The sequence below is a fragment of the Chryseobacterium sp. LJ668 genome (assembly GCF_019613955.1).
GTDB lineage: Bacteria > Bacteroidota > Bacteroidia > Flavobacteriales > Weeksellaceae > Chryseobacterium.
In genome coordinates, this window is record NZ_CP080443.1 from 2,084,649 (window position 1) to 2,102,374 (window position 17,726).

18 protein-coding genes are annotated in these 17,726 nt (G+C 35.9%); 12 read left to right on the forward strand and 6 right to left on the reverse strand.

Features of this window, described 5'->3' with window-relative positions; all coding sequences use genetic code 11:
• The first annotated feature begins 53 nt into the window (after positions 1 to 53).
• The 6 genes from K0U91_RS09745 (at position 54) to K0U91_RS09770 (ending at position 6,866) form a co-directional block, all read left to right on the forward strand.
• Positions 54 to 2,618 carry a T9SS type A sorting domain-containing protein gene (locus K0U91_RS09745; protein ID WP_220180513.1) on the forward strand — a complete coding sequence of 855 codons (2,565 nt, stop codon included), beginning with the start codon at positions 54 to 56 and terminating at the stop codon, positions 2,616 to 2,618.
• Positions 2,619 to 2,716: 98 nt separating this feature from the next.
• Positions 2,717 to 3,172, forward strand: a complete 456-nt coding sequence (locus K0U91_RS09750) for a DUF1801 domain-containing protein (protein WP_219970512.1) — start codon at positions 2,717 to 2,719, stop codon at positions 3,170 to 3,172.
• Entirely contained in the window at positions 3,132 to 3,800 is a 669-nt protein-coding gene (locus tag K0U91_RS09755; protein WP_220180512.1) for a YiiX/YebB-like N1pC/P60 family cysteine hydrolase, read from the forward strand. Before K0U91_RS09750 ends, K0U91_RS09755 begins: the two co-directional genes overlap by 41 nt.
• Positions 3,801 to 3,966: 166 nt before the next feature.
• On the forward strand, positions 3,967 to 4,272 hold the full coding sequence (locus K0U91_RS09760; RefSeq protein ID WP_220180511.1) for an NIL domain-containing protein: 306 nt from the start codon (positions 3,967 to 3,969) through the stop codon (positions 4,270 to 4,272).
• A gap of 104 nt (positions 4,273 to 4,376) precedes the next feature.
• Positions 4,377 to 4,928: a LemA family protein gene (locus tag K0U91_RS09765; RefSeq protein WP_220180510.1), complete on the forward strand. Its 552-nt coding sequence runs from the start codon at positions 4,377 to 4,379 to the stop codon at positions 4,926 to 4,928.
• Between the two features lie 3 nt (positions 4,929 to 4,931).
• Entirely contained in the window at positions 4,932 to 6,866 is a 1,935-nt protein-coding gene (locus K0U91_RS09770; RefSeq protein ID WP_220180509.1) for a DUF2207 domain-containing protein, read from the forward strand.
• A 96-nt stretch (positions 6,867 to 6,962) separates the two neighbouring features.
• On the opposite strand, the gene murA is transcribed toward K0U91_RS09770, so the two are convergent.
• Both murA and K0U91_RS09780 read right to left on the reverse strand, forming a co-directional pair.
• Positions 6,963 to 8,270, reverse strand: a complete 1,308-nt coding sequence (gene murA, locus K0U91_RS09775) for a UDP-N-acetylglucosamine 1-carboxyvinyltransferase (protein WP_219970517.1) — start codon at positions 8,268 to 8,270, stop codon at positions 6,963 to 6,965.
• On the reverse strand, positions 8,270 to 8,941 hold the full coding sequence (locus tag K0U91_RS09780) for a DUF4290 domain-containing protein (protein WP_219970518.1): 672 nt from the start codon (positions 8,939 to 8,941) through the stop codon (positions 8,270 to 8,272). The genes murA and K0U91_RS09780 overlap by 1 nt, the downstream gene beginning before the upstream one ends.
• A gap of 188 nt (positions 8,942 to 9,129) precedes the next feature.
• Here K0U91_RS09780 and K0U91_RS09785 point away from each other — a divergent pair, with 188 nt between their 5' ends.
• Entirely contained in the window at positions 9,130 to 10,566 is a 1,437-nt protein-coding gene (locus K0U91_RS09785) for an alpha-amylase (protein ID WP_220180508.1), read from the forward strand.
• Between the two features lie 34 nt (positions 10,567 to 10,600).
• Here K0U91_RS09785 and K0U91_RS09790 read toward each other — a convergent pair whose 3' ends face one another.
• Together K0U91_RS09790 and K0U91_RS09795 are read right to left on the reverse strand one after the other, a co-directional pair.
• On the reverse strand, positions 10,601 to 11,014 hold the full coding sequence (locus K0U91_RS09790; RefSeq protein ID WP_219970520.1) for a thiol-disulfide oxidoreductase DCC family protein: 414 nt from the start codon (positions 11,012 to 11,014) through the stop codon (positions 10,601 to 10,603).
• A 7-nt stretch (positions 11,015 to 11,021) separates the two neighbouring features.
• Positions 11,022 to 11,486 carry a heme-binding domain-containing protein gene (locus K0U91_RS09795; RefSeq protein ID WP_220180507.1) on the reverse strand — a complete coding sequence of 155 codons (465 nt, stop codon included), beginning with the start codon at positions 11,484 to 11,486 and terminating at the stop codon, positions 11,022 to 11,024.
• 222 nt (positions 11,487 to 11,708) lie between these two features.
• On the opposite strand from K0U91_RS09795, the gene der reads away from it, so the two are divergent.
• Together der and upp are read left to right on the forward strand one after the other, a co-directional pair.
• Complete coding sequence (der, locus tag K0U91_RS09800) at positions 11,709 to 13,019, forward strand: ribosome biogenesis GTPase Der (protein WP_219970522.1); 1,311 nt, start codon at positions 11,709 to 11,711, stop codon at positions 13,017 to 13,019.
• Between the two features lie 105 nt (positions 13,020 to 13,124).
• A complete protein-coding gene (gene upp, locus K0U91_RS09805) occupies positions 13,125 to 13,775 on the forward strand; it encodes a uracil phosphoribosyltransferase (RefSeq protein WP_220180506.1) in 651 nt (216 codons plus the stop codon).
• 3 nt (positions 13,776 to 13,778) lie between these two features.
• Here the strand turns inward: upp and K0U91_RS09810 are convergent, their stop codons facing one another.
• Together K0U91_RS09810 and K0U91_RS09815 are read right to left on the reverse strand one after the other, a co-directional pair.
• Entirely contained in the window at positions 13,779 to 14,468 is a 690-nt protein-coding gene (locus tag K0U91_RS09810; RefSeq protein WP_220180505.1) for an alpha/beta fold hydrolase, read from the reverse strand.
• Between the two features lie 55 nt (positions 14,469 to 14,523).
• On the reverse strand, positions 14,524 to 15,174 hold the full coding sequence (locus tag K0U91_RS09815; RefSeq protein WP_220180504.1) for a ComF family protein: 651 nt from the start codon (positions 15,172 to 15,174) through the stop codon (positions 14,524 to 14,526).
• Positions 15,175 to 15,269: 95 nt separating this feature from the next.
• On the opposite strand from K0U91_RS09815, the gene K0U91_RS09820 reads away from it, so the two are divergent.
• From K0U91_RS09820 to K0U91_RS09830, 3 genes are all read left to right on the forward strand, one after another.
• Positions 15,270 to 15,716 (forward strand): 6-pyruvoyl trahydropterin synthase family protein, encoded by a 447-nt coding sequence (locus tag K0U91_RS09820; protein ID WP_219970526.1) that lies wholly within the window; start codon positions 15,270 to 15,272, stop codon positions 15,714 to 15,716.
• Between the two features lie 24 nt (positions 15,717 to 15,740).
• The gene (locus K0U91_RS09825) at positions 15,741 to 16,514 is read left to right on the forward strand and encodes a UDP-2,3-diacylglucosamine diphosphatase (protein WP_220180503.1); all 774 of its coding nucleotides are present in this window, start codon (positions 15,741 to 15,743) and stop codon (positions 16,512 to 16,514) included.
• 197 nt (positions 16,515 to 16,711) lie between these two features.
• Positions 16,712 to 17,707 (forward strand): LuxE/PaaK family acyltransferase, encoded by a 996-nt coding sequence (locus tag K0U91_RS09830; protein ID WP_220180502.1) that lies wholly within the window; start codon positions 16,712 to 16,714, stop codon positions 17,705 to 17,707.
• The last annotated feature ends 19 nt before the right edge of the window (positions 17,708 to 17,726 follow it).

Genomic DNA, 17,726 nt, shown 5'->3' on the forward strand with positions numbered 1-17,726 from the left:
TGCGATTTTAGATTTAATTCATAGTTTTACGGCGAAACTACTAAAAAAGTATTATGAAAAGAAATCAATCAGCTCTTATGCTTGGTGTACTGGGAATTTTTGCCAGTTCGCTTGCATTTGCACAAAACTATCAGAAAATGCCAATTACTTCAGGGCTTAATGCAGATGTAATTGCGAATGGAGTAGGCTCATCATCACTTACTACTAATAATGATGTAGATGGTGTTTCTTATGCATTCGTTGCTAAAGATTTTCTATTAACTGCTGCAAGCACACCTATTACTTACGGTATGCCAGTAGACGGAGTTATCAATTCTATCGTAACAACAACTCCAGGATTGAGTTATCAATTAGGAAGTTTGAGTGCTAATAATTCTTTGAGATTAGCAGCTGTAAATGATTCCGGAATTTTAACTTTTACAACCCCAAAAGCAGCAACCAAGTTGTATATGCTTTCTACCAGTGGTAGTGGAGGATCAACGCTTTCTGTAACTGTGAATTTTTCTGACGGAACAAATCAGCAGTTTACCGGCATTAGTGTTGCAGATTGGTATACAGGTACTAATATTGCCGTTCAAGGGTTTGGAAGAATAAAAAAACCAGGAGCAACTCCTGCTGCGGGTGATGATGTTCCATCGCCAGAAGGCGGAACAAATCCAAGGTTGTATCAAAATGAACTGGCCATCGATGCTGCTAACCAAACAAAATTAATTCAGAGCGTTACGGTTGCCAAAACTGCAGGTACCGGATTGCCGAATGTTTTCGCTTTTTCAGTAGATGCTTACTCAACTTGTGTGCCTCCTATCTTGCAGCCAGTTGGAACAATTACGGCTACTTCCGCTGCAATTTCATGGACTGCTGCTGCGGGTTCTACGCCAGCAAGTTACGATGTGTATTATAGTACATCCAATACAATTCCAGCAGGTACTGCAACTCCAAATTTTCCTGGTGTAACGTCAACTTCTTTGACGATTCCTAGTTTGACCTCAAATACGACTTACTATTATTGGGTAAGATCAAATTGTAGCACAGCAACAAGTCAAAGTGCATGGTCTTTTGGAGGAACGTTTAAAACAGCTTGTTCTATATTTACAGTTCCATACACAGAGAATTTTGATACTACAAGCACGGGTTCTTCTACAAATAATAATGCACCAAGCTGCTGGTCATATTTAGAAACTGCGTCATCTGCGGGTTATGGATATGTCTCAACAACTTCTCCTTTTTCTTCGCCTAATTCTTATTATCTATATAATTCATCTGACAATACGGGTAGCCAAATGCTGGTTTCGCCTCCGACTACGAATCTTTCGAGTGGTACAAAACGAGTGAGGTTCTATGCTAGAAGTAGTTCAACGGGATATACAGTAGTGGTAGGTACTCTATCAAACGCAGCAGACCCTACTACTTTTACACCAATTGGTTCTGCTATTTCATTGACTACAACTCAGACACAATATACCGTTAATATTCCAGCGGGCTCTAATGCACAATTAGCATTTAAGCATGGTTTAGGTGGTACATTTAGAGGTGTTTATTTGGATGATATTACCGTTCAAGAAATTCCTTCTTGTATTGAGCCTACTGCAGTTACATCATCAAACAGCACGATCAATTCAGCAAATATTGGTTGGACCGCTCCTGCAACGGCGCCTTCAAGCGGATATGAAGTATATTATAGTACATCCAATACAGCTCCTACTTCAAGTACAGTTTTAAATGCTACAAACTCTGTAACATCAACGGCTGTATCTGCTTCAGTAAGTGGGCTTGCAAGTGCTACTACTTATTATGCTTGGGTAAGGTCTGTTTGCAGTGCTACAGATAAAAGCGTTTGGAGTGCTTCTCCGACAACATTTACAACAACTTGTACTTCAACTAATGTTCCTTATACACAAGATTTTGAAAGCGTAACAGTACCTTCATTAGCTAATTGTACTACAGCTCAGAATATAGGAACAGGAAATACTTGGACTACTTTTTCTCCAGGTGCTTATGGGTTTACTTCTAAAGTCGCAAGTTATCTGTATAGTACAAGTAGTGCGGCAAATACTTGGTTCTACACTCAAGGCATTAATTTAACGGCAGGTATTCAGTATACCATTAGCTATAAATACGGAAATAATGGTGGGACAACATATGTTGAGAAAATGAAAGTTGCATATGGAACAAGCGCAGATGCTACTGCTATGACAAATCCGATTGCTGATTACCCGAATATTACAAATAATGTGACAGCAATAACAGAAACAATTAATTTTACGCCTACTACAACAGGTACTTATTATTTTGGCTTCAATTGTTATTCTATAGCTGATAGAAACCGTTTGTTTTTAGATGATATTTCAATTACGACATCATCATTGGCAACATCCGAAACTGCTTCAGCTAAAAAAGATATCAAGGTTTATCCTAACCCTTTCAGTGACGTTATTAATGTTTCAGAATTTACAAATATTAAAACAGTTAAAATCACTGATATTTCTGGAAGAACTCTTAAAACAATTGAAAACCCTACAAAGGAAATCAATGTGAGCTCATTAAATTCTGGACTGTATTTGATTACAATGTATTTCAAAGACGGTTCTCAAAATACCGTGAAAGCCATCAAAAAGTAAACTATTTTTGAATTATTTTTTTTTGCAGCTATACAAAAGTATAGCTGCTTTTTTATGTGCATAAATTTTTGTTATTTTGAAGCTTAAAATTTAATGTAATGCAAATTCCCGCGATATCAGTAGAAGAGTATATTTCAAAAATTCCTGAAGAGAGACAGGAAGTTTTTAAAAAACTGTTTGACACTATCACTGAAAATTTACCAAAAGGTTTTAAAAAAGGCGTAAGCTACGGAATGGTCGGCTGGAATGTCCCTTTAGAAACTTTTCCGGCAGGTTATCATTGTACGCCGGGGTCGCCGTTACCATTTATGGGATTGGCTTCGCAGAAAAATTTTATTGCATTATACCACATGGGAATTTATGCAAAACCAGAACTTCTAAACTGGTTTGTGGAAGAGTATCCGAAACATTCTAAAAGAAAACTGGATATGGGAAAATCATGTATCCGTTTTAAAAAAATAGATGAAATTCCTTTTGAATTAATCGCTGAACTAAGCAAAAAAATGACTGTAGATGAATGGATCGCTATTTATGAAACCAACTTTAAAAAATAAATCCTTATTAAAATTAGTTTTCTTTTTTTTAGTTCTCAGCTTCTCAAGTTGTAAAAATTCTCAGACTTCAGGTTTAAAAAATGGAGATCTCCTTTTCGTTAAGGCGAAAGCAACAGGGCTTTCCGGTGCGATCAACAATGTGACCCAAAAACAGAAAGATGCATCTTTCGATCATATCGGGATTTTAGAAAAGCAAGGTACATCTCTATTTGTTCTTCATGCAGCTCCAAAAGGCGGTTCGCAAAGACAAAAGTTCAATGATTTTTTAAAAGATCAGGCAGATGACGGGCAAAAAGTGATCGTTTACAGATTAAAGCCCGAGTTTCAAAAAAGTGTTCCCAATGCAATTGCTAAAGCAAACTTAATGTTGGGGAAACCATATAATTTCAATTATATTTTAGACGAAAATTCCTATTACTGCTCAGATTATATAGAAAGGTCATTCAGAGAAGATCATATTTTTACATTGGAACCTATGACTTTTAAAGATCCTAAAACCGGAAAGACAAATGAGTTTTGGGAAGAATTTTATGCTAAAAAAAATCTCAAGGTTCCGGAAGGTGAGCCAGGCTGTAATCCTAACGGATTGGCTGCTTCAGAGAAAATTGAACGAATTAAAGAACTGTAAAAACTAAAGAGAGGCTAAAAGCTTCTCTTTTTTAATTAAATATTGAAAAAATTACCCTACTAATTTGGTAGACTAATATTTTTTAATATTTTTGTGAAGAATTAATGGGTAAATATTTCAAAATATGTATTCGGTAAGTATAGTTTAATTAAAAATTGTTTCAGGTATGATAACGCCAAATTTGCAGGCTTTGCCAAATAATGTACTTCCTATCAAGAAAGATTTGATCATCGAAGTAGAACTGAATGGAAAAATGAAGTATGATGATCTTTTGAATGCTATTTATCAACAGATGGGGATTTGTTATAAACTGCTGAGTGCAAATGTGGAGTACATGAACGGAGCAAATTTTGGTTCATTTCAATTGAGAATCACCGTAAATACCGAAGAATTTCAGCAGCTTGAATTTTTCCTGAATAAAAATAAACTTATGAATACCTCGGTAGAATATATCTGCAGAAAGTATTCTTAAGCTGTAAGTCCATATAGTTTGATAAGGCGTTCAATTTATTGGGCGCTTTTTTATTCAATTATCCGGGAAAAAGATTATTTTTAGATAAAATAAATTACAAAATTATGGTTGCACTTATTATTCTCGGAGTCCTTGTTCTTACTGTTCTGTACGGCGTTTCGATCTATAATCGTCTCGTAAAGCTCAAAAACCTCGTTCAGGAAGCATGGAGCAGTATCGATGTGATGTTGAAAAAACGTCATGATCTCATCCCTAATCTTGTAGAAACGGTGAAAGGGTATGCCACGCATGAAAGAGAAACTTTAGAAAATGTGACAAAAGCCAGAAATCTTGCAGTAGGAGCAGATTCTGTAGAAGGTAAAGAAATTGCAGAAAAAAATCTAAACCAGGCGATGGTGAATTTATTTGCGGTTGCCGAACAGTATCCGGACTTGAAAGCAAATACCAACTTCCAGCAATTGCAGGCAGAATTGAGCTCTATTGAAAACGATATCGAAAAATCCAGAAGATATTACAACGGGACAGCCAGAGAAAACAATACATTGGTAGAATCTTTCCCAAGCAATGTAGTTGCAAATATGTACAAGTTTGAAAAGGCAAAATTCTTTGAGCTTGACAATATTGCTGAAAGAGAGGTTCCAACGGTAAAATTTTAAAAAATGAGAAGAATAATACTGCTGTTTTATCTTCTTTTCTTTTCCCTAAATTTTGCTCAGGATGATTTGGTACGTACTGATCAGCTTGCAATTGTTGATGGCGGTGAGCGCATCATTTCATTTCATTCAGATATTGTTGTTGATCAAAATTCACGATTAAATATTACCGAAAAAATAAAAGTTCATAGCCTCGGTGATAAAATCAAAAGAGGAATTTTTCGTTCACTTCCACTGACAAGAGATATCAATAATACAACACAGAAAGTTGCATATCATATTATCTCAGTAAAGAAAAATGGAGTACGTGAAGATTATCATGAAGAATATGAAGACGGCTACCTCAAGATCTACTTCGGAAATAAAGACATTATTCTTGATCCCGGAGATTATCAGTATGAAATAAATTATACCACAGAAAAACAAATCGGTTTTTTTGAAAAATATGATGAGCTGTACTGGAATGTCAATGGCAATTTTTGGGATTTTCCGGTGGACAGCATTTCCGCAAAAATCAATCTTCCGGAAGGTGCAGGAATTTTACAGAATTCTTGCTATACAGGCAGGTTGGGAAGTTCTTCTCAGAATTGTGCCGCAAAAATCATTTCAGAATACTCAATCGAATGGAGTGCAGAAGACTTAGGCTCTGGCGAAGGCTTAACAATTGCCGTAGGTTTTAAAAAAGGGGTGATGATTCCACCGCCGCCACCAAGCTTTCTCGAAAGATTTGGGATTCTGATTGCTGGAATTATTGTGTTTTTGGCTCTTGTAATCTATTACATTTCAAGCTGGAGAAAGTATGGTATAGATCCTGAAAAACCTGTTGTCTACCCTCAGTTCAATGCTCCGGATAATCTTTCACCGGCATCTTTAGGATATATTCACAGCGAAATTTTTAAAAATAAATATCTTACTGCGGCTTTGGTGCATTTGGCAGTAAAAGGATATGTGAAAATCATTGAAGGTGAAGATTCGGGTGTTTTAGGTTTATTTAAATCTAAAATATTTACCGTAAAGAAATTAAAAGAAGCAGATCAAAATTTAGCTAAAGAAGAGATCAGTTTGATGAACAATCTTTTTTCAGGTGGTGACAGCATCGTATTCGATGGCAAATATGATTCCCAAATCGAGGGTGCGGTGAGCAGTTTTGATCAGGCTTTGAAACTTCAGCATAACAGATTTTTAAATGAAGGAAATAATACCCGCAAATTATACCTTCCGCTCATTTTGATGACTGTGATCTATGTTATAGGATTGATTTTAAGCTTCAGAATATTTCCGGAATTTGAAAAAGTGATCGTAGGAGGAGTTATTTATGTTTTTCTCCTTGTTTGCTTCCTGATAACCGGTTATCTTTTTAAGCTGTATCCGATTTTATTTAAAATTTTTCTGGTCATTCCAACAGTAATTCTAATCGTTCTGGGAGGTCTGATTTTTAATCACAACGAATTTACAATTGATAATAATTTTAATATTTGTTATATTTTTATTGTATTATGCTTCACATCACTCATTATCTATCAGTTTTTGATCAGAAGACCTTCTGAAGATAAGCTGCGTCAGAAATCTTTAATTGAAGGATTCAAAATGTACATGGGAGCAGCTGAAAACGAGCAGTTAAAATTTCACAATCCACCATCAATGACGCCAGAATCTTTCGAAAAACTTTTGCCTTTTGCGATGGTTTTGGGAGTGGATGAGATCTGGGGTAAGAAATTTGATGCATTGCTAACGAAAATGTCTACCGAATATCACAATAATTGGTATGTCGGTACCTCGATGAATCATTTTGCAATGACCAGCGTACTCAATTCTAGCTTAACAAATTCGATACAATCGGCAGCTACAAAACCTTCCAGTTCAGGAAGCTCTGGTTCCGGATCCGGCGGCGGAGGTTTCTCTGGCGGCGGCGGAGGTGGCGGTGGTGGAGGCGGTTGGTAAATTCGACCTCAAAAAAAAGCGTTCAGATTTTGAACGCTTTTTTTTTGAGGTAATAAATTTTAAACTAATCATTCAAACTCATCATGTATTATAAAATTAAATTCTCTCAATATCAGCTCCGATTGCTTTCAGCCTTCCGTCGATATTTTCGTAGCCTCTGTCAATTTGTTCAATATTGTGAATAATTGATTTTCCTTCTGCAGAAAGAGCGGCGATTAAAAGTGCATTTCCGGCTCTGATATCAGGCGAAACCATTGTTGTGCCGCGAAGTGGGGATTCCTGATTTAAACCGATTACCGTTGCTCTGTGAGGATCACACAGGATAATCTGTGCACCCATGTCGATCAGTTTATCAACGAAAAATAATCTCGATTCAAACATTTTTTGATGAACCAAAATACTTCCTCTTGCCTGGGTTGCTACCACTAAGATAATTGAAAGCAAATCAGGAGTAAATCCTGGCCACGGAGCATCAGAAATGGTTAAGATCGAACCATCAATAAATTTTTGAATTTTATAATGTTCCTGAGACGGAATATAAATATCGTCACCACTTTGCTCCAGCTGTATTCCGAGTTTTTTAAATGTATTTGGGATAACACCGAGCTCATTCCAGTTGACATTTTTGATTGTAATTTCAGATTTTGTCATGGCTGCAAGACCAATCCAAGAGCCAATTTCTACCATATCGGGAAGCATCGTGTGCTCTGTGCCATTAAGGTGCGTCACACCTTCAATTGTTACCAAGTTTGAGCCGATCCCTGAAATTTTGGCTCCCATTCTGTTCAGCATTTTGCAAAGCTGCTGCAGATAAGGTTCACAGGCTGCATTGTAGATTTTGGTCTCGCCTTTTGCCAATGCCGCCGCCATCACAATATTGGCTGTTCCTGTTACGGAAGCTTCTTCAAGAAGGATGAATTTTCCGTTAAGCTCTTTAGCTTTTAGTGAGTAGAAAAATTCCTTTTCATCGTAATTAAATTCAGCACCTAATTCTACAAGTCCTTGAAAATGAGTATCTAGTCTCCTCCTTCCTATTTTGTCACCGCCCGGAGTTGGCATATAAGCTTCACCGTACCGCGCCAACATTGGACCCATCAGCATGATTGAACCTCTCAATTTTGCTCCGTCTTTTTTAAATTCATCAGATTTAATATAATCAAAATTGACGGTGTCTGCTTTGAAAGTAAAGTCTCCATGTCCGTTTTTGGTAATTTTGACTCCAAAATCTCCTAAAATCTCAATCAGTCTGTTGACATCATGAATATCGGGAATGTTTTTTATTCTTACCTCTTCATCTGTTAATAAAACAGCACATAAGATTTGGAGAGCCTCATTTTTTGCCCCTTGTGGAGTGATTTCACCTTGCAGTCTTTTTCCTCCTCTTATTTGAAATGTCCCACTCATTATCTTCTATTCTTATTGTTGTTGTTATTGGTGAACCTCCTTTTGTTAATATTATTGTTAGTATTGCTTTGATTTCTGTTGTTATTGGTGTTCTTGTTCAGATTATTACGATTGGCCGTTGCGTAATAAATCTTACTTTTTTCAAGCGCTTCAATATTGGTAAGATCGAGCCTGTTTGCTGATAATTCTTTTAAATGACGGAAAATCACATCATCCGTCACATGTTCTTTATTATAAACATTGTAAGACTTCTTCATATTGTTTGCAATCACTTCGATCAGAGCTTCTTTTTCATCTCCCGGTTCAAGTTCTATTGCTTTTTCAATAAGTTGCAGAATACTTTTTCCGTAAAATTTAAAATCACCCTGAAGTTTGGGATATTCCATTCTTTTAGGTTTTTCTTCCAGCTCTTCTTTGGTCGGGAAAGGGTAAACAGGATCGATATCCAGATCATGCTTGGCTAAAATATATAAGTGATCCCAAAGTTTATGTTTGTAATTATCTTCATCACGGAGCTGCGGGTTTCTCTGACCCATAAAGTCGATGATGGCCATTGCCATCTCGTTTCTTTCTTCTTTAGTCGAAAGTTCTTTGCAACGCTCCACCAGTTGCTGTATTATCCTGCCGTATTCCGGCATATTAAGCTGTGTTCTTTGAGTGTTGTATTCCATAATATGCAAATATATGGATTAATAAAAAAAATGTCCTGAAAAAGTTAAAAGTTTATGCTTTTTTAAGAAAAACATCAAACAATTTACACACCAAGATTGCAATTAAGATAAAATATGTTCAATGATATGTATTTTATTTCGTAAAAAGTGTAATTTAGTTGCCAGTTTAATAATTAAAAACCTTTTATATGAAAAAAAATCTTTTTTTGGTTGCTGCTATAGCTTTAATGACAATTCATTCCTGTCAGGACAGTGACGAAATTGCCAGTGAAAACCCTCAGAAGTTAGAAGTTCACGACAGAACTGTTAATGTTACTACCCACGATGGTAAACCTTTCAGCACGGGAAAAAACAACTCGTCCAATGGAAAATTTGTTTCCGGTGCAGGCGGCGGAGTGATGATGCAGGGTTTTTACTGGGATGTTCCTGCCGGCGGAACCTGGTGGAATACCGTGACAGGCAAAGTTACAGACTGGTCAAATGCAGGAATAAGTGCTGTTTGGTTACCTCCCGCTTCAAAAGCGCAAAACGGGCAGTATTCTATGGGATACGATCCTACCGATTATTATGATTTTGGAAACTTTAACCAAAATGGAAGCATCGAAACACGTTTTGGGTCAAAAACCGAATTGGAAGCATTGATTACAAAGGCACACACAGAAAATATGCAGGTTTACGCTGATATTGTAATCAATCATAACAGCGGTGGTCAGTCGCAAGTTAATCCGTTTACAGGAACAAGCACATGGACAGATTTTTCCGGTGTCGCTTCAGGTAAATTTCAAAGAAGTTATCATGATTTTTACAAAAACTCTTACGGAAACAATGACGAAGGAGCTTTCGGAGGTTTTCCGGATTTGTGCCATGCCAATCCTTATGTACAAAACTGGCTTTGGGAGCGTGAAGATTCGGTAGGGAAATATTACAAAAACGTTATGAAATTTGACGGTTGGAGATTTGATTATGTTAAAGGTTTCGGACCTTGGGTTGTCAATACCTGGAACAATAATATCGGCGGGTTTTCCGTTGGAGAATTATGGGATTCAAATGTAAATACCCTTGAATGGTGGGCAAACAGCGCAAATAGTTCGGTCTTCGATTTTGCAGCTTACTATAAAATGGATGAAGCTTTTGACAATGGGAATCTCAATGCTCTTAATGATGATATGATGTGGAAAAGAAATCCGTATAAAGCCGTAACCTTCGTTGCCAATCACGATACGGATGTCATCAGCAATAAAATGCTTGCGTATGCTTATATTTTGACTCATGAGGGTTATCCTACCATTTTTTACCGCGATTATGAAGAATGGTTAAACAAAGAGAGATTAAATAACCTGATCTGGATTCACAATAACAAAGCAACAGGGAATACGTCAATTCTGTATACTGATAATGATGAATATATTGCCAGAAGAAATGGCTACAACGGTAATCCGGGATTGGTTGTTTACATCAATAATTCTTCAAACTGGCAGGAAAGGTGGATTCAGACCAACTGGGCGAGTCAGCAGATCAAAGACTTTACGGGCCATTCGTCATGGTATCCTACAACACAGGGTGATAAATGGGTGAAGATTCAATGTGCACCACACAGCTATACAGTTTGGTCATTAAATCAATAATTGAAAAAGGAGAGCATTTTTGCTCTCCTTTATTTTATACCTCAATAAATTTTTTCTTTTGATGCTGATCCGGTAAAAAGCATTTTTGTGCAGAAAGCTTCATTCTGTTTTCTGAGATTTTATCATAAATTTTATCGCTTAAAAAAGCGGGAAGAAGTTTTCCAACTGCAGATAATTTATAAATTCCACCCAATAAATCTGCGATCTTCAGTACTGCCCGAGACTTGATCAGATAATAAGAATCTGGCTTCCAGAGATACATAGTATTGAATTGTTTGGTTTCCAGACCTCTTTCAGAGAGAAATTTCTGCCCAAATTCAGACTGCAGCGAAGCAAACATGAACTGGTCATTTTTATCTCTTTCTAAAATCCACTGCACCCAAAAATTACAGACTCCGCATTCTCCGTCAAAAAAGACAATATGTTTATCATTCCATTTTTCCTGCATAATCCTATTATTTTATTGCATTTTTTATCTTCGTTTCTTCTACCTCTCTTTTAAAGTATCTAATGAGGTCTGCTCTTTGTCTGTCATTGAGTTTAGCGTCCTGATGGCCGATATAATAGGATTCCAGAGGCATTTCTTTCTTTTCTATCATTTCAATGCACTCTTCCATCTTATGAATTTGTCTTTCTGGCTCGTAGGTTGCAAATATGGAGAAATTCAGGTGTTTTCTGCCTTCATCAACATGATTTTTTAAAAACCATGAAGATGGTGCAATGCTAGAATACCAGGGATATTTTGTTTCGTTTGAATGACAATCATAGCATGATGTTGCTATAATTTTAGAAACCGGCACCGGCGTATTTTTAATTTTCAAAAAATCCATTCCGGCATTGACTGGTGGATTAGTTTTGTCAATCGGGAAAAACTGAATCATGATAAACGCAACCAAAAAAACCAGAAGTATTTTTTTCATAAAGTATTTTTAAAGATGATATATAAGTTTAAACATATCTCGTGCCTAAAGTCTAAAATTAGTGAAAAATAATGACTATCTATTTGTAGATAAGCTGTTTAGAATGATTTTAAATCTTAAATTTTAAAACCTTATCTTTGCAAAAAATTGGGCTCCAATAGTTGGAGTAACCCATTGATAATCTGATCCTGAGCATATCTCTAGGATTATTAAACATTTTTTATGTCAAATATTGTTGCAATCGTTGGGCGTCCCAACGTAGGAAAATCCACACTTTTTAATCGTTTGCTTGAAAGAAGAGAAGCTATTGTAGATTCTACTTCTGGGGTAACCAGAGATCGTCATTACGGAAAATCTGACTGGAATGGGGTAGAGTTTACCGTAATCGATACAGGTGGATATGACGTGAATAACGAAGACGTTTTTCAGGAAGAAATTTCAAAACAGGTACAGCTGGCAATTGATGAAGCGACGTCTATCATTTTTATGATGAACGTAGACGAAGGTCTTACAGAAACAGATCATGAGATCAATGAAATGCTGAGAAGATCAAAAAAGCCGGTATATTTTGTTATCAATAAAGTAGATTCTACAAAAGAAGAATTGGCTGCTACAGAATTTTATCAGTTAGGAATTGAGAAATACTACACATTATCCTCTGCTACAGGTTCCGGTACGGGAGAGATCTTAGATGATATCGTCAAAGATTTCCCGACGACAGATTATAAAGACCCGTTTGAAGGTCTTCCGAAAATCACAATTGCAGGCCGTCCGAATGTAGGAAAATCTACTTTAACCAATGCATTGCTTGATACGGAAAGAAATATTGTAACCGATGTTGCAGGTACTACAAGAGATAGTATTCAGACGTTATACAATAAATTCGGACACGAGTTTGTTTTAGTAGATACTGCCGGGATGCGCCGTAAGTCTAAAGTAAATGAAGATCTGGAATTTTATTCTGTAATGAGATCTATTCGTTCCATCGAGTTTTCTGATGTGGTCATTATCATGGTTGATGCAACTTTAGGTTGGGAATCTCAGGATATGAATATTTTTGGTCTTGCTCAGAAAAACAGAAAAGGAATCGTTATTGTAGTAAATAAATGGGATTTGGTTGAAGACAAGCATACCAATACCATCAGAGATTTTGAAAAATCAATCAGAGACAAAATCGGTCAGTTCAGCGATATTCCGATTCTTTTTGTTTCTGCTTTAACAAAGCAGAGAATCTTAAAAGCGGTTGAAATGGCCATGGTTGTTTACGAGGACCGTAAGAAAAAAATCAAAACTTCAAAATTAAATGAAGTGATGCTTCCGATCTTTGAACGTACGCCGCCGCCTGCAAATAAAGGAAAATATATCAAAATCAAATATTGCGTACAGCTCCCAACGCCATCACCACAATTTGTATTCTTCTGTAATTTACCACAGTATGTGAAAGAAGCGTACAAAAGATTTACAGAAAATCAGCTGAGAAAAGAATTTGGCTTTACCGGAGTTCCTATTGAAGTGTATTTCAGACAAAAATAATCGCAGTTACTTACGATTTACAATCATAAAAATAATTCCCTTTCAGCAATTTCTGAGAGGGATTTATTTTATATTTCATAGTTTTGTTATCAGAATAATCAAATTATGACTGTAGAGCTTTCTAAAACTTTTTCTTTAATTAATTCGTGGATTAACGAACTTCGAAATGTAGAAATTCAGAGTGACAGGATGAGATTCCGCAGAAATATGGAACGCATTGGTGAAATAGCCGCTTTTGAAATATCTAAAGATTTAGAAACAAAAGAAATTGAAATTCAGACCCCTTTGGATACTTTAAAAGTTAAGGAAATTGCAGTTCAGCCGGTAATTACAACAATTTTGCGGGCAGGCGTTCCTTTATTTCAGGGCCTTTTGAATTATTTTGATAAAGCAGATTGTGGCTTTGTTGCAGCCTACAGAAAGCATGATGCCAATGATTATTTTTCTATAAAACAGGATTATCTTACGTGTCCGAATATTGATAACAAACCTCTGATCGTTGCAGATCCTATGTTGGCAACCGGCGCTTCTCTTATTGAAGCCATAAAAGATCTTTTAACCAATGGGACACCTTCGCAACTGCACATTGTTGCTGCTATTGCTTCGAAGCAGGGAATTGAAACCATTGAAAAAACATATCCGCAGGCAAAAATCTGGGTTGGAACCATCGATGAAAATTTAACAGCAAAAGGCTATATTACTCCCGGATTGGGTGATGCGGGAGATTTAAGTTACGGTGAAAAGCTTCAGAGATAACTATTAAGACAAATTCCAAAAATCTTTCATCAGGTTAATCAATAACTCAGACCGTACTTTTTCTATCGGATGTTTCGTGTCGGGAAGTATAGCCAATTTTGAGTTAGGTAGAGTTCTAAAAACTTCGACACTTTCCTCAATATTGACCATATTATCCTGATCACCGACCATTATTTGAACAGGGACTTTGATTGCGGCTAGAACCTGACTTTTCAACGGTGGATTTTTACCCAAAGAAATCATCATTTGAGCAATAGCAGGAAGCAATTGTTTCCATTTTGAACCATGTTGAATTTCAAGCTGGTTTGCATACTTTGGGATTTTTTCTGCAATGACATCAGGATTCAGCATTTTACTTTCTTTTAAAGCTTGTTCCTCACTCCAGTTAAATTTTGTCCCCAAAGTCATGATAGAATGTACTTTCTCAGGATTCGCCGAAGCATAGCAAAGCGCAACATAACCACCCATGCTGTGTCCGAAAACATAGGCATCATCAATGTTTTCTTTTTCGATAAATTCTGCCAGTTCACGAGTGTATTTTTCAATCGTAATTCCGTTTTCGTCTAAATCAACGTTACCGTGTCCTGAAAATAAAGGAGTGTAAATGTTGAAATATACTGAAAGCTTTTCCTGATACAATTTAAACAGATCACTGTGACCCAAAGCGCCATGCAGTAATATGAGATTTTTCATAGCCATAGTTTTCCTGGAAAATTAGCAAAAAGATTTCAGATAAGAAAAAATTAAATCATTCATCCATTGCCATAACGAGCACGCTCACCTTATTACCTTTTTGTAGGATTTCCCATGCAATCGTAGAAAGCGTATTTCCGGTAGTGAAAACATCATCAATCAGCAATACATGTTGATTTGAAATACTTTTGGTTAAAGAAAATGTATTTTGGGTTTCAAGACGGTGCTTTTTATCTTTTAATGCCTGAGCTTTAGAGTAATGATTTCTCTTCAACAAGTCATGGTCATAAGGAATATTATAAAATTCAGACAGGGTTTTGGTAAACAGGTGCAATTGATTGTAGCCTCTCTCTTTTTCCTTTTTGGGATGAAGAGGAACGCTTACCAAAAGATCTGGCTTCATATTTTTAAATTCTAACCTTTCCGTTATCCATTCGGCAAGAATCTTTCCTGTTTTTTCACGACCTCGGTATTTAAGTTCATGAATGATTTTTCTGCTTAAATTTTCCTGTTCAAACTGCATCAAAGCATATGCTTGCTCGATAGGAAATAGTAATTTACATTTTTCTTTTAAGCTGTTATCTGAAAAATAATCAAAATGGGTAAAGTGAATTTGTTGAAAACATATAGTACAGACCAGTAAATCACCCTCGATAATTCTATTGCAGCGAATGCACCGGTTTGGGAAAAATAAATCTAAAATCATTTGTGTTGTTTACAGATAAATTTAATAAAAATTTCAATACATAAGCATACCTATTGAAATTCCAATTTTCTGATCAAATTCTCTATCTTTGCACCATGATACGTATTACAAAAATTTTTACATTCGAGACAGCTCATGTATTGTACAATTATGATGGGAAATGTAAAAATATGCACGGGCATTCTTACAAACTTTTCGTTACCGTAAAGGGCAAACCGATCAATGATCTGGATAATCCCAAAAACGGAATGGTGGTAGATTTTGGAGATATCAAAACGATTGTAAAATCTGAAATTGTGGATGTCTGGGATCATTCTGTATTAATCAATGGGGTTTCTCCGCACAGAGAAATGGGTGAAGAATTGGAAGCTAAGGGTCAGAAAGTCATTTATTGCAACTTTCAGCCAACTTGTGAGAATATGTTGTATGCAATAGCCGCAAAAATTAAAACCAAGCTTCCTGCTGACGTTTCTTTAGCTTATCTTAAGCTTCATGAGACTGAAAACTCTTATGGAGAATGGTTTGCAGAAGATAATCAATAATTTTTCTGAATTTAATATAGAAAAGTGCTAAAAACAACCATCAATTTAGAACCCGGAAAAAAAGTATATTTTGCTTCTGATCAGCATTTTGGTGCGCCAGATCCGAAACAAAGTAAAATTCGGGAAGAAAAATTTATCCGTTGGATGAATGAGATCAAAGAAGATGCTCAGGTTTTATTTCTGATGGGTGATCTATTTGATTTTTGGCACGAATGGAAGCACGTCATTCCAAAAGGATATGTGCGGGTTCTCGGCAAAATAGCAGAGTTGAAAGACAGTGGAGTTCACGTTTATTTTTTTGTGGGAAATCATGATCTTTGGATGAAAGATTACCTGGAAGAAGAAATAGGATGTACGGTTTTTTACAAAAAACAATATTTTGAGATTGCCGGAAAACAGTTTTTACTGGCGCATGGTGACGGTTTGGGACCAGGTGACAAAGGATATAAAAGAATGAAAAAAGTCTTTACAAATCCTGTTGCTCAATGGTTTTTCAAATGGCTGCATCCTGATATTGCAATGAAAGTTGCCTTATATATGTCTCAGAAAAATAAAATGATTTCGGGAGATGAAGACAAAGCATTTTTAGGAGAGGATAAAGAGTTTCTGATTATTTATTCAAAAGAAAAACTTAAAACTGAAAAAATAGATTACTTTATCTATGGTCATCGTCATTTGCCCATGGTCTTAAATTTAAATCAAACTTCAAAATATATCAATCTTGGAGACTGGATTTCTTATTTTACTTACGGGGTTTTTCAAAAAGATTTTGAATTGAAAACTTTTGAGCATAAATAAAAAAATTACCTCCTGAGAGGTAATTCCTGTATAACACTTTCTAAGGCTGCTATATATAATCCATATTCCGTAGATTAAATTGTAATAATCTGACCATATTTTAATTCTGTGTTGTGACTACAGCTTTGAAATTAAAATCGGATTTCCTAAATGATTCAAAATGAATCAATAAGGCTTAAAAATTATTTTAAAATAAATTGAAAAGTATATTTGACATAAAGACCGAACAGGAATTTCTGGATGTAGTACTGGCGACTTTTCGGTATCAATACAAAAATATTGAGGTGTACGGGAAATTTGTGGATTACCTGAATATTAATGTTGAGGAAGTTAATTCGCTGGGAAAAATTCCATTCTTACCAATTGAAATGTTCAAAAACCACAAAATTTTAGATCAAAACATTTCAACAGATTTATATTTTCAGAGTTCGGGAACGACGCAGATGAATTTGTCAAAACATTTTATTGCAGACGACAATCTTTATCAGGAAAGTATTTATAAAAGTTTCGAACAGTTTATTGGAAAACCTGAAGATTTCGTATTTTTAGGTCTGCTGCCAAGTTATCTCGAAAAGCAGAATTCATCATTAATTTACATGGTAGATTATTTGATGAAGAAATCCGGCAAACCCGAGAATGGCTATTTTCTATACAATCATCAAGATTTATTGAAGCTTTTAAATGTTTTAAAAGATAAAAAAGTTATTCTTTTCGGAGTATCTTTTGCGCTGTTAGATTTTCTCGACTTTTATCATTCTGAACAAAGTGAAGAATCTCTGACTGCTCGACAGAACTTAATAATCATTGAAACCGGAGGAATGAAAGGCCGCAAAGAAGAAATGACAAAAGATGAGCTCCTTACAATTCTCCAGAAGGGTTTTCAGACCCAGAAAATATATTCAGAATATTCTATGACAGAGCTGCTTTCACAGGCATATTCTTTAGGTGAAAATGTGTACGAATGCCCAAATTGGATGCGGGTTTTAGTAAGAAATGTGGAAGATCCATTCAACTATGAAACTGCCGGAAAAACCGGGGCGATTAATATCATCGACTTGGCAAATATCCATTCATGTTCGTTTATTGCGACACAGGATTTAGGCAAATTACTATCAGAGAATGAGAAAAAATTTCAGGTTTTAGGAAGAATTGATCATTCGGATATTCGCGGATGCAGTTTATTGGTGAGTTAAGTTTAGTTTTAAAAAGAAT

What these genes read in the sequence shown, in the direction of transcription:
- K0U91_RS09745 (WP_220180513.1), top strand. Translation starts at nt 54, where the DNA reads ATGAAAAGAAATCAATCAGCTCTTATGCTTGGTGTACTGGGAATTTTT.
- K0U91_RS09750 (WP_219970512.1), top strand. Translation starts at nt 2,717, where the DNA reads ATGCAAATTCCCGCGATATCAGTAGAAGAGTATATTTCAAAAATTCCT.
- K0U91_RS09755 (WP_220180512.1), top strand. Translation starts at nt 3,132, where the DNA reads ATGAATGGATCGCTATTTATGAAACCAACTTTAAAAAATAAATCCTTA.
- K0U91_RS09760 (WP_220180511.1), top strand. Translation starts at nt 3,967, where the DNA reads ATGATAACGCCAAATTTGCAGGCTTTGCCAAATAATGTACTTCCTATC.
- K0U91_RS09765 (WP_220180510.1), top strand. Translation starts at nt 4,377, where the DNA reads ATGGTTGCACTTATTATTCTCGGAGTCCTTGTTCTTACTGTTCTGTAC.
- K0U91_RS09770 (WP_220180509.1), top strand. Translation starts at nt 4,932, where the DNA reads ATGAGAAGAATAATACTGCTGTTTTATCTTCTTTTCTTTTCCCTAAAT.
- murA (WP_219970517.1), bottom strand. Translation starts at nt 8,270, where the DNA reads ATGAGTGGGACATTTCAAATAAGAGGAGGAAAAAGACTGCAAGGTGAA.
- K0U91_RS09780 (WP_219970518.1), bottom strand. Translation starts at nt 8,941, where the DNA reads ATGGAATACAACACTCAAAGAACACAGCTTAATATGCCGGAATACGGC.
- K0U91_RS09785 (WP_220180508.1), top strand. Translation starts at nt 9,130, where the DNA reads ATGAAAAAAAATCTTTTTTTGGTTGCTGCTATAGCTTTAATGACAATT.
- K0U91_RS09790 (WP_219970520.1), bottom strand. Translation starts at nt 11,014, where the DNA reads ATGCAGGAAAAATGGAATGATAAACATATTGTCTTTTTTGACGGAGAA.
- K0U91_RS09795 (WP_220180507.1), bottom strand. Translation starts at nt 11,486, where the DNA reads ATGAAAAAAATACTTCTGGTTTTTTTGGTTGCGTTTATCATGATTCAG.
- der (WP_219970522.1), top strand. Translation starts at nt 11,709, where the DNA reads ATGTCAAATATTGTTGCAATCGTTGGGCGTCCCAACGTAGGAAAATCC.
- upp (WP_220180506.1), top strand. Translation starts at nt 13,125, where the DNA reads ATGACTGTAGAGCTTTCTAAAACTTTTTCTTTAATTAATTCGTGGATT.
- K0U91_RS09810 (WP_220180505.1), bottom strand. Translation starts at nt 14,468, where the DNA reads ATGAAAAATCTCATATTACTGCATGGCGCTTTGGGTCACAGTGATCTG.
- K0U91_RS09815 (WP_220180504.1), bottom strand. Translation starts at nt 15,174, where the DNA reads ATGATTTTAGATTTATTTTTCCCAAACCGGTGCATTCGCTGCAATAGA.
- K0U91_RS09820 (WP_219970526.1), top strand. Translation starts at nt 15,270, where the DNA reads ATGATACGTATTACAAAAATTTTTACATTCGAGACAGCTCATGTATTG.